Below are 14,158 nucleotides of genomic sequence, written 5' to 3'. Positions count from 1 at the left end.
ATCATAAAGATCTATTAATCCTCTGGTGAACCGTCTTTAAACCAACGAATTTCTCTACTCTTTTTAGAGAGATCAATGACAACATGTGCTCCTATTTGATATTGAAATTCATTTTTTCCAAAAGTCAAATTTTTTAATTTAAAATAATCTTTCTCTGTTTCACACGAACCATTAATACTTTTCTTAATTTCAATAGCCATAAAATTATTATCAAACCCATTTTCCCCTCTTATATGTACTATTAAATCGGGCCTCATTAGGCTCTCCTTTCCAAGTTCGTCAATACATATTTTTGATCCATTTAAACATTTATTGTATTCTGCATCAACAACAAGATTCTCTGGTATATTTAATCTATCCGATTTTTTTAAAGAATCTAATTCATTCTGTAAATAATGACCTATTCTAAAAGAAATTGAACACTCGTGGGTTTTGTTTTCAAGCAAATAATGATCATTTTTCAACATTTTATCTACGCACGATTCAAGAATTTTTTTCAATTCTTCTCTAAAATCAAATGATTCCATGACCATAATATATTAAAAAATTAACGTCAAAAAATAGTTTACATACTATCCTTCATCCTGCTTTTTTAAAAGAAATTCCCTTCTTAATTACCTAACCGGAAACGGCAAATCGTCCACCTTTTTCAGCCGGGCGGACAGCTCCGCCACAGTGGCGCACACCGGCACGCGGAAGGCGTCCAGCGCGGCGCGGGAACTGTAGCCCCACCCTACCAGAACAAGCCGCGTTCCGGCGTTCACGGCCGTGTTGCCGTCATGGGCTGAATCCCCCACCATGCACACCTGCTCCGGCTCCATTCCCCAGGAACGGACGATGGACAGCAGGGAATCAGGCTCCGGCTTGCGCGGAAAGCGTTCGGAAAAGCCCATCACCTCCCGGAAGGGCACCTCTGGCAGGATATGGCGCACCAGCGGTCCCGTGACCACATGAGGCTTGTTGGACAGAACGCCCAGGGGGTGGCCTGCAGCGGCCAGTTCCAGCAGCATTTCACGGATGCCTGGGTACGGCACCGTGCCGTCCTGCCAGGTATGGGGGTATTCCCGCATGAATCCCCGGTGCACCGCTTCAAAGGCTTCCTCCGGCACTTCTCCATTGAAACAGCCTTTCAGGGAAGCCAGGCAGAGTTCCCGCGCGCCCCTGCCCACCATTCCCCGGATGGCATTCACGGAGTGCTCCGGATACCCCAGGGACTTCAAGGCCAGGTTCAGGCCGCGGGAGATGCCGGGAATGGAGTCCACCAGCGTTCCGTCCAGGTCAAAGACAAAACCTGTTTTCATGGCCTCAGTGGCAGAAGCCCCGTTCGGAAGTTTCCACGAACTTGACGATTCTTTTCAGACAGGCATTTTCCGCGTAGTCCGAGTTCCGGAGCTCTTCCAGCGCTTCATGAACGGTCAGCTTCTTGTTGACGAAAAGCTTTTTGTAGCACATGCGTACGGCCCGCAGGTCTTCCTCGGAAAATCCGCGCCTCTGCATGCCGATGGAGTTGACGGAGCGCGTCACGGCCGGATGGCCTTCCACAATGGTGTACGGCAGCACGTCCTGGCTCACGCGGGCCATCGCGCCCACCATGGAGTGCTCCCCGATGCTGACGAATTGGTGCACGGCGCAGCATCCCGCCAGAATGGCGTAATCCCCCACCGTAACGTGGCCGGCGGCAGTGGCGAAGCCGGAGAAAATCACATGATTGCCGATCTGGCAGTCATGCCCGGCGTGGCAGGAAACCAGGAAGAGGTTGTTATTCCCTATCCGCGTCGTGCCGCCGATGTCCGTAGCCCGGTTGATGGTGGCGTTTTCACGGAAGACGTTGTTGTCCCCCACTTCCAGATAGGTCGGTTCCCCCTTGTATTTCAAATCCTGGCTTTTCAGGCCGAGGACGGAAAACGGAAAAAATTCGTTGCCGCTTCCGAAGGTGGAAGGTCCTTCAATGACCACATGGCTGTGCAGCACGCAGCCCGGGCCCAGCTTTACATGTTCTCCGACAACGCAAAAGGGACCGATTTTAACATCATCCGCGATCTCCGCAGTAGGATGCACTACTGCCGTTGGGTGTATTTCTGGCATGGCTGGGACAAGTATGAAACAAATTCAGGTGATTAAAAGGCTAAATCCCGCGCGGCCGGTCTTTTTGTCACATTTGCCCGGAGGCGCCCATGTACGCCTCCATTTCCGGCAGCCAGGGAATCAGCAGCACGTACATGACCTGGAGGCACAGGATGACAAGCACCAGCGTCATCACCACCTTGCGGAGGGTGAGTGAGTCGTTCAGCACGTCCGTGGTGCCCAGCTTCCTGTCCCAGGGAGTGAAGCCGAAGCGGCGCACCCACCACCAGGAAAAGAACAGGGCCAGCAGCATCAGGGAGGGGGCAAAGCAGCCCAGCCCCAGCACCATGACGAACAGGGAGCGCCGGAACGCCGTGGAGAAGGAAAGGCGCTTCCCCCGGTAGTCCCTGACGGAGACGCCCAGCATGGCTTTCCCCGGAGTGGTGCCCAGCGTTCCCAGAAAGGCGGTTTCAATGAGCACCATCGGGAGACAGAGGTAAAGGAGGGCTTCATAGGAACCGGGAAGAAAATCGGGGCTGAAGGCCAGGCCGAAGATCCTGAGCACGGCCAGATACAGCGTCATGTGCATCATCACGTCCGCCGTTCTTCCCAGAAAACGGACGTACGGGTAAGGAACTACCAGAGGCGTGCCTTCCTCCACAGCCGTTTCCTCTTCTTCCGGCAGGGAATCCGCGTTCGTGGGGCCGGCGGCGGCATCTTGCGCCGCTTCATCCTCCGGCACATCTTCCTCCACATTACGCCGTTCTTCCTCTTCCTTGCGAACGGCGAACATTTCCTTCAGCGCCGGCAGGTCATGGATGCGCACCCATTCCGCACATCCGGCATGCCACGCCCGGGCGGTTTCCGGAATGAGGCCCGCCTCCAGCATGGAGATTACCTCCACCTCCGGCAGTGGGCCCTTCTTTTCATGATCCTGAATCCAGTAAATATCCATGGGCGGTTTCCTGTTACATGCTGCGCAGGGAGCGGGCCGGGTCCTGGCGCGCCGTGATCAGGGCCGGAACGATGGAGGCCACCACGACCATGACGAAGGCTTTCACCGCCTGCCACGCCAGCTCCGCCCAGTCAATCACCACCGGGATGTTCGCCGTGCCGTGGAAAGCCACGGGGAACGGGTCAAAGCCTATTCCCGCCAGAAAGCCCTGGATCTGCATGCGGTATTCCAGCACCAGCAGTCCCAGGCCCACGCCCAGGAGAGCTCCCACAAAGCCGATGATGACCCCCTGCCACAAGAAGACGCGCACCACCTGGAACGGCGTGGCGCCCAAGGCCTTCATCACGGCGATTTCCTTTTTCCTCTGGATGGAAACGGTAAACATCACCGCCATAATGCAGAAGGCGGAAATCAGGGAGATGAAGGAGAGCACAAAGCTCATCATCATGCGCTCCTTCTGCATGAGTTCAAACCACGCGTTAAAGCGGTCATGCCAGGTTTCCAGCGTCCACGCGGAAGAGGGCTTTTCCTTTTCCAGCGCCTGCATCACGGGGGACAGCATCGTTTCCACATGGTAGGGGTCGTTCACGCGCAGGGCCACGGCCTGCACCACGTCATCCTCATAACCCAGCAATTCCTGGCCGATGACCAGCGGAATGAAGAGGTCCGGGCTGGGCGTATGCTGGGAGGCCCGGTAAATGCCGATCACCTCCAGATCCTTCGGCATGACCAGCTCCCGGAGCTTGCGGAAGCATTCCATGTCCGCCTCATTCCTCTGCCCCGCCTTGAAGCCGCCCAGAATGGTTTCCCATTCCTTCCGCGTGCCTTCCGGGAAGGCCACCCTGCCGTTGTCCACGGCTTCCCCGTCATTCAGCACGGCAAGCAAATCCATCAGGCTGGAGCGCTCCGCATCCCTGCGGGGGACGGACAGCAGCCCGTTGAGCAGGGTGAATACCTTGTCCACGGAGGCCTTGCCGGCCGTTTCACGCTCTCCCTCCGTTTTCAGGGACTTGCCCCACTCCTTCAAATCATTGAGTTCCCGGGCGTTCTTTTCCGCCAGCACCGGCAGTTCCGTCTGCTGGTAGGCGTGAGAAATTTCCTGGAAATTGCGGGTAGTGTACACCCGGACCACATCCCCCACGTTCAGCCCCATGTTCTCCGCCACGATGGAGGAAACCACAGCCTTTTCCCCCATGTCCAGCTCCGCATTGCCGGCCACTACCAGGTGCTTCAAATCTTCCAGCTGGGCGGTGTTTTCCGTATCGATGGCCCGGAAAAAGCAGGGCCTCTGCCGTCCCTGCACGTCTACCAGCGCGTAGTCTTCTATCAGGGCATACGTGGACTGGACTCCGGGAACGTGCTTGAGCTTCTCGCTCAATTCCATCCAGTCCGGAATCACCTCCCTCACGCCGAAGTCATTCCGGTAGCACACCTGGACGTGCGGGGAGTGCGCAAACAGGTTCCCCTGGATTTCCTTCTGGAGGCCGCCCATGACGGACAGCACGACGATAAGCACCATCACCCCCAGCGATACGCCCAGCAGACAGATCAGGGTAATGATGGAAAAGAAAGTCCGCAGCGGGTTCAAATACCGCAGCGCCAGGCTCAGGCTGATGTACCGGCTCAATAGGTTCTTCATGAATAACGCGGCACACCTTGCCTGATAGCGGCCCCCTTTCCAAGCTTAAAACATGTTCCGGGGAAGGCCGTCCGCTACTTGGCGGCGGCGGCCTGCCATTCCGTGCACAGCCAGCGGGCCATGGAGGCGATCACCTTCTCACAGGCGGGAGCGGAATCCTTTGAATCCATGACGAACACGGAGACCGCCATTTTCCGCCCATTGGGAAGAACGATGATGCCGACGTCATTGACGGCGGTGATCACGCCCTCCGGAGTGGTGAAGCCCGATCCGGTCTTGTGCGCCACCACATAATCCTGCGGCAGCTTCCCTTTCAGGCGCGTAGTCCCCGTAGCGCAGCCGGCCATCATGTCCCAGAGAAGCCGCTGCGTGTCCTTGTTCAGTATCTTACCCTCGTCAAACGCGCGCAGCAGGGCATTCATGGCTGACGGACGGCTCGAGTTGGCGTACTGCAATTCATGATTCCGCAGCATCTCGTCTTCCGTAAACCGGATGTTGATGCCGCTGATGCCCCATTCCTTCAAATCCTTCTGCACGGTCTCCGTCCCGCCGATGAGGGCAAACAGGAGGTCGCACGTGTTGTTGTCGCTCTCCTGAACGGTCACGCGCAGCAGTTCCTTTAAAGAAAAATCACCGCCCTGCGGAAAGCGCTCCCGCAGGGGACTCCACGTGTCTTTTACCAACTGCTCCGGGCGTATATGGATGATCTGTTCCAGATTCAGGGCTCCCTGGTCCACCCGCTTGAGCACGGACAGGGCCAGCACGAATTTGAAGACGCTCTGCATGGGATAGGCAGTCTCATCACCCACCGCCACGGCCTCCCCCGTGTCCAGCATCACCGCGGCCATGCCCACACGGGCTTTCAGGGAATGAGCCAGCTTCTGCACAGCGGCGGAATCAGCCGCGGGAGACGCGGCCACCACGGGCATAACACCCATAGAAAGAGCGCAGGAGCACACCATGCAGCCACGCAGAAAAGAACCGGTGAAAGTCATGGGCGCCATTCTATACCACGCCCGCAAAAACCGCAACAGCAATCCATGCACTTCCCCCCTTTTTTCCGTCATCCGCAAGCCGGGCAGAAGCCTTGCCACACGCCTCCCTTCCTGATAAGAAGGGAGGCATGCCACCCGTCCTTTCAGAAACCCTCGTCTGGTGCGTCACCCTGCTGCTGTTCGGCATGGGGCTGATCGGCACGCTTATTCCCATGCTCCCCGGCATCATTATCATTGCGGCAGGGTGCATCTGGCAGGGAGTGATGGGCAGCAGGCACCTGGCGTGGTGGGAATGGACCGTCCTGGCGCTGATGGTTGCGGGCGGCCTGGTCATTGACAAGCTCTCCGGAGGCATGGGGGCCAAAAAATTCGGCAGCACCGCCGCCGGCATCTGGGGAGCCATCATCGGCGCCGTGGTGGGCGGCATCCTTTTCACCCCCATCGTGGGCCTTCTGTTCATGCCGTTCCTGGGGGCGCTGCTGGCGGAACTCATCTTTGCCAGAAAAGACATCATGGCCGCCTTCAAGGCAGGCTCCGGCGCTGCGCTGGGAATGCTCACCGGGCTGCTGCTGGAATTCACCTGCGGCCTGCTCATCATCGCCTGGTTCTGCTCCTGCTACTTCCTGTTTTGACGCAAAAAACAGGCCGCGGCGCTGCCTTGCGAAAGCTTCCGGCAGAAAAAACAGACGCTTTTTCTTCCGCTGAAAAAAAACCATTTCCCTAACGTATTCCCTTAAAGACCACTCTACGTACTTATCCGGGCGAGTTGCCGCGGACTTTCATTTCCCCCATTTTTCCGGCTTATGGATGCACCTATTCTGATACCCGTCGCCATGATGGCAGGCTTCATCATTCTTGGAGTCATTCTTTCCATGGGAAAATGTTCCTTCCTCATCGCAGGCTACAATATGATGAGCAAGGAGCAGAAGAAGCAGTACGATGAACGCGCGCTGTGCCGGTTCATGGGAAAGCTCATGTACTGCCTGGCCTTCGCCATGCTGCTGTGGCTCATCAGCATTATCCTCCAGAACTCCGTGCTCCTGTCCGTCTCCCTGTGCCTTCTGGTGGGCAGCATAGCGTTTGCAGTCATTTATGCCGGTACCGGAAGCCGGTTTAAAAAATAGCGGCTTTTTACATCAACCTCCTCTTTTACGGGATACCCATCCTCTCTCATGACTGTCTCTACAACCTTGAAATATTTCTTCCTCCCCTGCCTTCTTGCGGCGGCCATCCCCCTCCGGGCCGCTCCCGCCCCCATGCAGGCCACTTCCACCGAATCTGCACGGATCTGGACGGATGGCTACGGCACGGGCAACGGAAGGCTGGGCATTCTTTCTTTTGGCGTTTTTCCGAAGGAAATCGTCGTTTTCAATGAAGGAAGCATCTTCGCGAAGAAGAATTTCCAGATGAAGGAAGGCGCCGCGGAGGCCCTGGACAAGGCGCGCGAACTTTGCAAGGAAGGAAAATACCGGAGCGCGGACCAGGTGTTCCGGAAGGATATCCTTCCCCCCGGCAGCATCGCGGGGGATTACCAGCAGGGAGGTCTCCTCCAGGTGGAATTCCAGGGGCTTCCCTCCCCTGCCTCCTACCGGCGCACGCTGGACATGCAGCGGGGCAAGGCTTCCACCCGCGTTCAATTCGGCACGGGAGAATTGTCCACGGAAATCCTGGCGGCTCCGTCCAGCGATTGCGCCGCTTACCGCATCACCTGCACCCTTCCGGCCGGGTGCCGCGTTGCGCTGGACTTGCAGCATCCGGACCCGTCCGCCCGGATTGACGCACGGCCCGATGGCTGGGTCCTGACGGGACAGGGAAGCAACGGGGGCACCCAGTTTGAAAACAGGGTGGTCATCCTGGCTCCCGGCGCCGCCATATCCCGCAAGGGGAAAACGGTCGTTCTGGATTCCGCGCGGGAAGTGCTGGTGCTCTCCTCCACCTCCACGGATTACAATATCCGGAAGCCGGAAGAGCCCCTGACCCATTCCCTGGCAGACAAGAACAGGCAAATTCTGGCGAAGGCGCAGAAAAAAGGCTGGAAAAAACTGGCGGCGGAAACGGAAGATTATTTTTCCCGTCTCATGATGCGCTGCCAGGTGGACCTGGGGGATTCCCCTCCCGAGGTTTCCGCCATGACCACCCCTGAGCGGCTGGAACGGGTCAAACAAGGGGAAAAGGATCCGGACCTTCTGGAACAGCTTTTCCAGTTCGGCCGCTTTTGCACGATTGTCCACACCAGGCCGGGGCAGCTTCCCTGCGGCTTGCAGGGATTGTGGAATCCGGAGCTGCGGGCGGCGTGGATGGGCTGCTATTTCCTGAACATCAACAGCCAGATGAACCAGTGGCCCTCCTATGCCACCGGCCTGGGGGAATTCCAGCGGCCCTATCTTGAATTCGTCCGCAGCCTGCGCCCTCATGGAGAGGAATTTGCGCGCTTCATCAAACGGGACGGATTCTGCTTCGGCCATTACACGGACTGCTGGAAACGCACCTATTTTTCAGGAAATAACCCGGAATGGGGGGCCAGCCTCATGAACGGGGCGTGGGCGTGCGCCCACCTGGTGGACAGCTACCGCTTCACCGGAGACAGGGAAGACCTGAAGAAGTCCCTGCCCATTCTGGAATCCAACGCGCGTTTCATCATGTCCTGGTTTGAGGAGGACGACCAGGGGCATTACCTTTCCGGGCCCGGCGTCTCCCCGGAAACCGGATTTTACACGCCGGACGGCACAGGCCCCAACGTGCTTTCCTACGTTTCCAACGGGACTTCTCATGACCAGCTTCTGGGCAGGGAGTCCCTCCGCAATTACATTTACGCCTGCGGAGAGCTGGGCATACGGACGCCTACTCTGGTCAAAGCCGTTCAATTCCTCAAAAAGATTCCCCAGCCTGCCATTGGCTCCGACGGGAGGGTGCTGGAATGGAGGCAGCCTTTTGAAGAAATGCAGAAGGGCCATCGCCATATCAGCCATCTTTACGGCTTGTTTCCCGGCACGGAATGGGACGTGCTCAATACGCCTGAATATGCCGCCGCCGTGCGCAAGTCCGCCGATTTCCGGCGCAAGTACGCGGACAAGGGGAACAACGGCATCAGGACCGGCTGGAGCACCGCATGGCTCATCAACCTTTATGCCGCCCTTGGCGACGGAAACGCCGCGGAGGACAGGATGTACGCCATGCTGAGGCATTACATCAATTCCAACCTTTTCGACCTGCATCCCCCGTTCCAGATCGACGGCAACTTCGGCTTTGCCTCCGGCGTGGCCCAGTGCCTGATTCAGAGCCAGATCACGCAGGACGGCTTCCAGGTTATCCTGCTGGCTCCGGCCCTGGCGGACGATTGGAAGAAGGGTTCCGCCACGGGGCTGCGCACCCGGGGAGGGCTGAAGGTGGACCTGTCCTGGCAAAACGGCAGGGTGCAGGCCACAGCCACCGCCACCCGTCCCGGCAGGTTCCGGTTCATGCACCAGGGCAGGAAAAAGGATCTGGCCATGAAAAAGGGGGAAACGGCGCGGCTTGATTTTCCGCCGCTTCCCCACTAGCATTCCTTCCTCTCCCCACTCTCCAACTCCCCCATGAATGTCTCATCCAGGACTCTCAAGTACGGGCTGCTCACCGCGGCGGCCTGCGTCGCCCTCGGCTCCTGCTCCAAGCTTTTTTCCCCCTGCGGAAGCGGAGAAATTCCGGACACGGACCAGACGGAAACACTCCTGAAAGCACACGTGTTCCATCTGGCGGATTCCATCGGGGAACGCAACGTCTACAAACCCGGTACCATGGAGCGATCCGCCCGCTACATTGAAAAAACCCTGGCGGACATGGGCTATGCCGTCACGCGCCAGGCCGTGAACATTCCGCTCTCCGGGGAATTCGGCGCCGTGAAGGACAGGACGGCGTACAACCTCATCGCCACCAAAAAGGGAACATCTCTCCGCCCCAGAATGCTCATCGTAGGCGCGCATTACGATACCAAGGTAGGCATGGACAACTGGCACGACCACGGTCCCGCCAGACCCGCCCGTACCGGAACGCCGGGCGCCAATGACAACGCTTCCGGCGTTGCCGCCCTGCTGGAAACGGCGCGCGCCCTGAGGGCCACTCCCACCCTGCACGACGTGTGCCTGGTGGCTTATGCCAATGAAGAGCCGCCCTTTTACCAGACGCCCTCCATGGGCAGCGTGGTGCACGCCAAATCCGTCGCCCGCCATCCGGGCAAGGACAGAATCATCGGCATGATTGCCCTGGAAACGCTGGGCTGCTATTCCCCGCGGGTGAACAAAAAACGCCAGTCAGCCGTGGTTGCCGGATTGGCCGGGCTGCCGGACCGCTGCGACTACGTGGCCTTCATGTCCACCAACACGGGCCGCAAGCTGGCCCGCTCCTGCGCGGAGGAATTTGCCGCTTTGAGCCGCTTTCCGGTCCGTTCCGCCGTGTTCCCGTATTACACCCGCGGCGTTTCCTGGTCCGACGACTGGGGATACATGAAGGAGGGCATTCCCTCCTTTGCCGCCACGGACACGGCCTTCCTCCGCTGCGACGACTACCATGAAACCAGCGACACGGCTGAAAAGCTGGATTATCCCCAGTTTGCGGAAGTGGTGCAGGGCCTTTCCCAACTCGTCATCTCACTCGCCAATAAACCATGAGCATGAAGCTTGCCTTCCTCCTTCCCGCCCTTTTCCTGGCCTTCCCTCACGGCCACGCCGGAGCCGCGCCGTTTGAACCGTCCGTGCTGGAGGCCCTCCAGCCGCCCGCGGAACACGGAGCCTTTCATTCCGGGTGGATTTCCCTGGGGCTCAAGGCGGCGGACCTGGAGGAAAAACAAGTATCCCCCGGACATATTACGGACGTGGGGGAAGCGCAGATGCAGCTCTACTTTCCCGCCGGATGGAAGCCGCAGGACAGGCGCGCGGCCCTGTGCATTTTTCCGGGCGGGGGCTATGCCATCCAGGCCATTGAAAAGGAAGGCGGCCATATCGCCCGCTGGGCGGCGGAGCACGGCATGGTGGGCGTCGTCGTGAAGTACCGCGTTTCCGGGAGCAATGATGCCGTCGGCAGGTTTCCGGGCCCTCTGCTGGACGCCCGGCAGGCTCTGCGCGTAACGCGCCGGCATGCCTCCGCGCTGGGGGTTGACCCGCACCGCATCGGCGTCATGGGCTTTTCCGCAGGCGGCCATCTGGCTGCCATGGCCTCCACACTCTGGAACCGCCCCCTGCCGGAAGAAGCGGAAAACCCGCTGAAAAGCGTTTCCGCCCGGCCGGATTTCTCCCTGCTCATCTACCCCGTCATCACCATGGACCCCAAAACCACCCACGGGGGCACCCGCAGCAGGATTCTGGGGCCTGCCCCCGGCGCGGATCTGGCGGAGCTGTGTTCCGCGGAACGGCAGGTGACGCCGCAGACGCCGCCCGTGTTCCTCGTCCACGCGCTGGACGACGGCGTAGCCAGCGCCAACAGCAGGCTGATGGAACAGGCCTGCCGGGAAAAGGGCGTTCCCTCCAGCCTGCATTTTTATCCCTCCGGAGGGCATGGGTACGGCATGGAGAAGCGCGGCCAGCCCACGGACAAATGGCCGGAGGCCGCGGAACAATGGCTCGCGGAACGGGGAATTCTCCCCTCCCCGGCTCCTGCCTGCGGGAATGCGCCTTCCGGTGCGGGCGCCCCCCGGAACACGGCGGGAATGAATGCGCTAGGCCCTGATTTGTGCCGCACCGCAGGGTTGACCGGAAACGGGCCCGGTGCTACCTTTTTCGGGCATGAGTGCGCCCGAAAAGAATTATAAAGACACCATCCTGTTGCCGGAGACCGGCTTCCCCATGAGAGGGGACCTGACGAAAAACGAACCAGTACGCCTGAAAAAGTGGGAAGACACCGGGCTGTACGAACGAATTTTGTCCCGCAGGATAGAACAGGGCGCACCCCGTTTCCTCCTTCACGACGGCCCTCCCTTTGCCAACGGAGACGTGCACATGGGCACCGCCCTGAACAAGATTCTCAAGGACCTCGTCCTGAAGTCCAAGACCATGGCCGGCTACGCCGCCCCCTACGTTCCGGGCTGGGACTGCCACGGCCTCCCCATCGAATTCAAGGTGGTGCAGAAGGCCCGTGACCTGGACGCGGCTGAAATCCGCCGCCGCTGCGCGGAATTTGCCGAAGGCTTCATTGACATCCAACGGACTTCCTTCCGCCGCCTGGGCGTTTTCGGTGACTGGGAGCATCCCTACCTGACCATGAAGCCGGCGTATGAAGCCAACATTCTGCGCGTGTTCGCCAAGCTGGTGGAAGACGGCGCGGTCTACCAGAGCCGCAAGCCCGTCCAGTGGTCCTACGGGGCCTATACCGCGCTGGCGGAAGCGGAAATCGACTACAAGGAGAAGATCAGCTCCTCCGTGTTCGTGCGCTTCCCGCTGCTGGACAATCCCCTGGACCTGAAGGCCTCCATGGTGATCTGGACCACTACCCCGTGGACATTGCCTGCCAACGTGGGCATCGCCCTGCACCCGCGCTTCACGTATGTGGCCGGCAAGTTCATGAAGGACGGCCAGACGGAAACCCTCATCATCCTGAAAGACCTGCTGGACGCCTTCGCGCAGAAGACGGGCTGGGCCCTGGCGGAAACCATCCGCGAGTTCAAGGGCGCCGAGCTGGAAAACTGCGAGGCCCGGCACCCCTTCCTTCCCCGCACGTCAAAAATCATCCTGGCGGACTTCGTGACCACGGACACCGGCACCGGCGCCGTGCACATCGCTCCCGGCCACGGGGCGGACGACTACAACGTAGGCCGCCTATACGGACTGCCCGTCCTTTCCCCCGTGGACGACGACGGCAAGTACACGGAAGAAGTGGGCGTTCCCTCCCTGGTGGGCAAGCACGTCTTTGACGCCAACAAGGACATCATCTCCATGCTGGAGAAGGACGACAACCTTTTCGGCGTGGAGGAATACCGCCACCAGTACCCGCACTGCTGGCGTTCCAAGACGCCCATCATCTTCCGCGCCGTGGAGCAGTTCTTCATCTCCATGGACAGGCTGCGACCGCAGGCCCTGGAAGAAATAGACAAGGTGCAGTGGCTGCCCGCCTGGGGCCGCAACCGCATTTACGGCACCGTGGAGGCGCGCCCGGACTGGTGCATCTCCCGCCAGCGCACCTGGGGCGTGCCCCTGCCCGTCTTCTTTGACGAAGACGGAAAGGCCGTTCTGGACGCCGCCCTGGTCCGCAAGATCGCGGATATGGTGGAGGCCCACGGCTCCAACATCTGGTTTGAGCTTTCCGATGAAGACCTGTGCGAACGCCTCGGCCTGCCGAAGACCTGGAAGAAGGGCAAGGATACGCTGGACGTCTGGATCGATTCCGGCTGTTCCCACATGGCCGTCATGGACGCCCGCCCCGGGCTGGACGCCCCGGCGGACCTGTACCTGGAAGCCACGGACCAGCACCGCGGCTGGTTCCAGAGCTCCCTGATGCTTTCCGTCGCCTGGCGCGGCAAGGCCCCGTACAAGGCCGTGATGACCCACGGCTTCGTGGTGGACAAGGACACCGGGAAAAAGACCTCCAAGTCCGACGCCAAGAGCGGCAAGCCCATTGACGCCGCCTACTACTACGACAAGTACGGCGCGGACATCGTGCGCCTGTGGGCCGCCTCCGTGGACTGGCAGAATGAAGTCCCCTTCGGGGAAGACCTCTTCAAGCAGGTCACGGAGCCCTACCGACGGCTGCGCAACACCCTGCGCATCCTGCTGGGCAACATCAGCGGGTTTGACTTCGCCACGCAGGCGGTCGCCCCGGAACACATGCCCATCCTGGACCGCTGGATTCTGGAACGCCTGAACGCCGTCATCAAGGAAACGCTGAAAGCCTATGAAGCCTATGACTTCCGCAAGGCGTTCAGCGTCATCAACCAGTTCTGCACCAGCGACCTTTCCGCCCTGTACGTGGACACCACGAAGGACCGCCTGTACTGCGACGACGTCACCTCCGTGCGCCGCCGCGCCACCCAGACGGCCATGACCATCGTCTTCAAGGCCCTGTGCCGCCTGCTGGCCCCCATCCTGGTCTTCACGGCGGATGAAGCCTGGGAATACGCCGGGTATGAAGGCAGCGTGCACGAGCAGGACTTCCCCGCGCCGATGCCGGAGTACGACACCCAGGAGGCTTCCTCCGCCATTTCCCGCCTCCAGGAAATCAAGTCCGTCATCCAGGTAGCCATTGAAGAGCAGGTGAAAGCCAAGGCGTTCTCCAAGAACAATGAGGCCTCCATCACCCTCACCGTTCCCACGAATGAAAGCGAGGACGTGGTGGCGCTGCTGGAAGACCGCGCCTTTGCCACGGAATTCTTCATCATTGCAGCCCTGGACGTGAAGAGCGGTCCGGAGCTGGCGGCCACCGCCGCCAAAACGGAACACGCCATGTGCCCGCGCTGCCGCCGGTATGAACCCGCGGCGGACGGCAGCGACGTGTGCGAACGCTGCTCGGAAGTCCTTTCCTGAACTGAAACCATTCCCCGATCTT

Annotated in this window: 12 protein-coding genes; 6 read left to right on the top strand and 6 right to left on the bottom strand. The window is 59.5% G+C overall.

Features of this window, described 5'->3' with window-relative positions; translation table 11 throughout:
* Window positions 1-14 precede the first annotated feature (14 nt).
* The 6 genes from J5W70_RS07215 to bla all read right to left on the bottom strand — a co-directional run bounded on the left by J5W70_RS07215 (window position 15) and on the right by bla (window position 5,596).
* The gene (locus tag J5W70_RS07215; RefSeq protein WP_022395933.1) at window positions 15-527 is read right to left on the bottom strand and encodes a hypothetical protein; all 513 of its coding nucleotides are present in this window, start codon (window positions 525-527) and stop codon (window positions 15-17) included.
* An 87-nt stretch (window positions 528-614) separates the two neighbouring features.
* On the bottom strand, window positions 615-1,301 hold the full coding sequence (locus J5W70_RS07210; RefSeq protein WP_022395934.1) for an HAD family hydrolase: 687 nt from the start codon (window positions 1,299-1,301) through the stop codon (window positions 615-617).
* Window positions 1,302-1,305: 4 nt separating this feature from the next.
* Window positions 1,306-2,085 carry an acyl-ACP--UDP-N-acetylglucosamine O-acyltransferase gene (lpxA, locus tag J5W70_RS07205; RefSeq protein ID WP_022395935.1) on the bottom strand — a complete coding sequence of 260 codons (780 nt, stop codon included), beginning with the start codon at window positions 2,083-2,085 and terminating at the stop codon, window positions 1,306-1,308.
* Window positions 2,086-2,152: 67 nt separating this feature from the next.
* The gene (locus J5W70_RS07200) at window positions 2,153-3,019 is read right to left on the bottom strand and encodes an RDD family protein (protein ID WP_022395936.1); all 867 of its coding nucleotides are present in this window, start codon (window positions 3,017-3,019) and stop codon (window positions 2,153-2,155) included.
* Between the two features lie 13 nt (window positions 3,020-3,032).
* Window positions 3,033-4,658: an ABC transporter permease gene (locus tag J5W70_RS07195; protein ID WP_022395937.1), complete on the bottom strand. Its 1,626-nt coding sequence runs from the start codon at window positions 4,656-4,658 to the stop codon at window positions 3,033-3,035.
* Between the two features lie 74 nt (window positions 4,659-4,732).
* Window positions 4,733-5,596 carry a class A beta-lactamase gene (gene bla, locus J5W70_RS07190; RefSeq protein ID WP_022395938.1) on the bottom strand — a complete coding sequence of 288 codons (864 nt, stop codon included), beginning with the start codon at window positions 5,594-5,596 and terminating at the stop codon, window positions 4,733-4,735.
* Window positions 5,597-5,781: 185 nt separating this feature from the next.
* Between bla and J5W70_RS07185 the strand changes: the two genes are divergently transcribed.
* The 6 genes from J5W70_RS07185 (at window position 5,782) to ileS (ending at window position 14,136) form a co-directional block, all read left to right on the top strand.
* The gene (locus tag J5W70_RS07185) at window positions 5,782-6,285 is read left to right on the top strand and encodes a DUF456 domain-containing protein (RefSeq protein WP_022395939.1); all 504 of its coding nucleotides are present in this window, start codon (window positions 5,782-5,784) and stop codon (window positions 6,283-6,285) included.
* A gap of 171 nt (window positions 6,286-6,456) precedes the next feature.
* Window positions 6,457-6,777: a DUF3784 domain-containing protein gene (locus J5W70_RS07180; RefSeq protein WP_022395940.1), complete on the top strand. Its 321-nt coding sequence runs from the start codon at window positions 6,457-6,459 to the stop codon at window positions 6,775-6,777.
* A gap of 48 nt (window positions 6,778-6,825) precedes the next feature.
* A complete protein-coding gene (locus J5W70_RS07175) occupies window positions 6,826-9,192 on the top strand; it encodes a glycosyl hydrolase family 95 catalytic domain-containing protein (RefSeq protein ID WP_022395941.1) in 2,367 nt (788 codons plus the stop codon).
* A 33-nt stretch (window positions 9,193-9,225) separates the two neighbouring features.
* Window positions 9,226-10,296: a M20/M25/M40 family metallo-hydrolase gene (locus J5W70_RS07170; protein WP_022395942.1), complete on the top strand. Its 1,071-nt coding sequence runs from the start codon at window positions 9,226-9,228 to the stop codon at window positions 10,294-10,296.
* Window positions 10,293-11,432 carry an alpha/beta hydrolase gene (locus J5W70_RS07165; protein WP_022395943.1) on the top strand — a complete coding sequence of 380 codons (1,140 nt, stop codon included), beginning with the start codon at window positions 10,293-10,295 and terminating at the stop codon, window positions 11,430-11,432. The genes J5W70_RS07170 and J5W70_RS07165 overlap by 4 nt, the downstream gene beginning before the upstream one ends.
* On the top strand, window positions 11,407-14,136 hold the full coding sequence (gene ileS / locus J5W70_RS07160) for an isoleucine--tRNA ligase (protein WP_022395944.1): 2,730 nt from the start codon (window positions 11,407-11,409) through the stop codon (window positions 14,134-14,136). Before J5W70_RS07165 ends, ileS begins: the two co-directional genes overlap by 26 nt.
* Window positions 14,137-14,158 lie beyond the last annotated feature (22 nt).

This window comes from Akkermansia massiliensis, assembly GCF_018847375.1.
GTDB lineage: Bacteria > Verrucomicrobiota > Verrucomicrobiia > Verrucomicrobiales > Akkermansiaceae > Akkermansia > Akkermansia massiliensis.
This window is presented reverse-complemented; position numbering and strand designations above follow the sequence as displayed.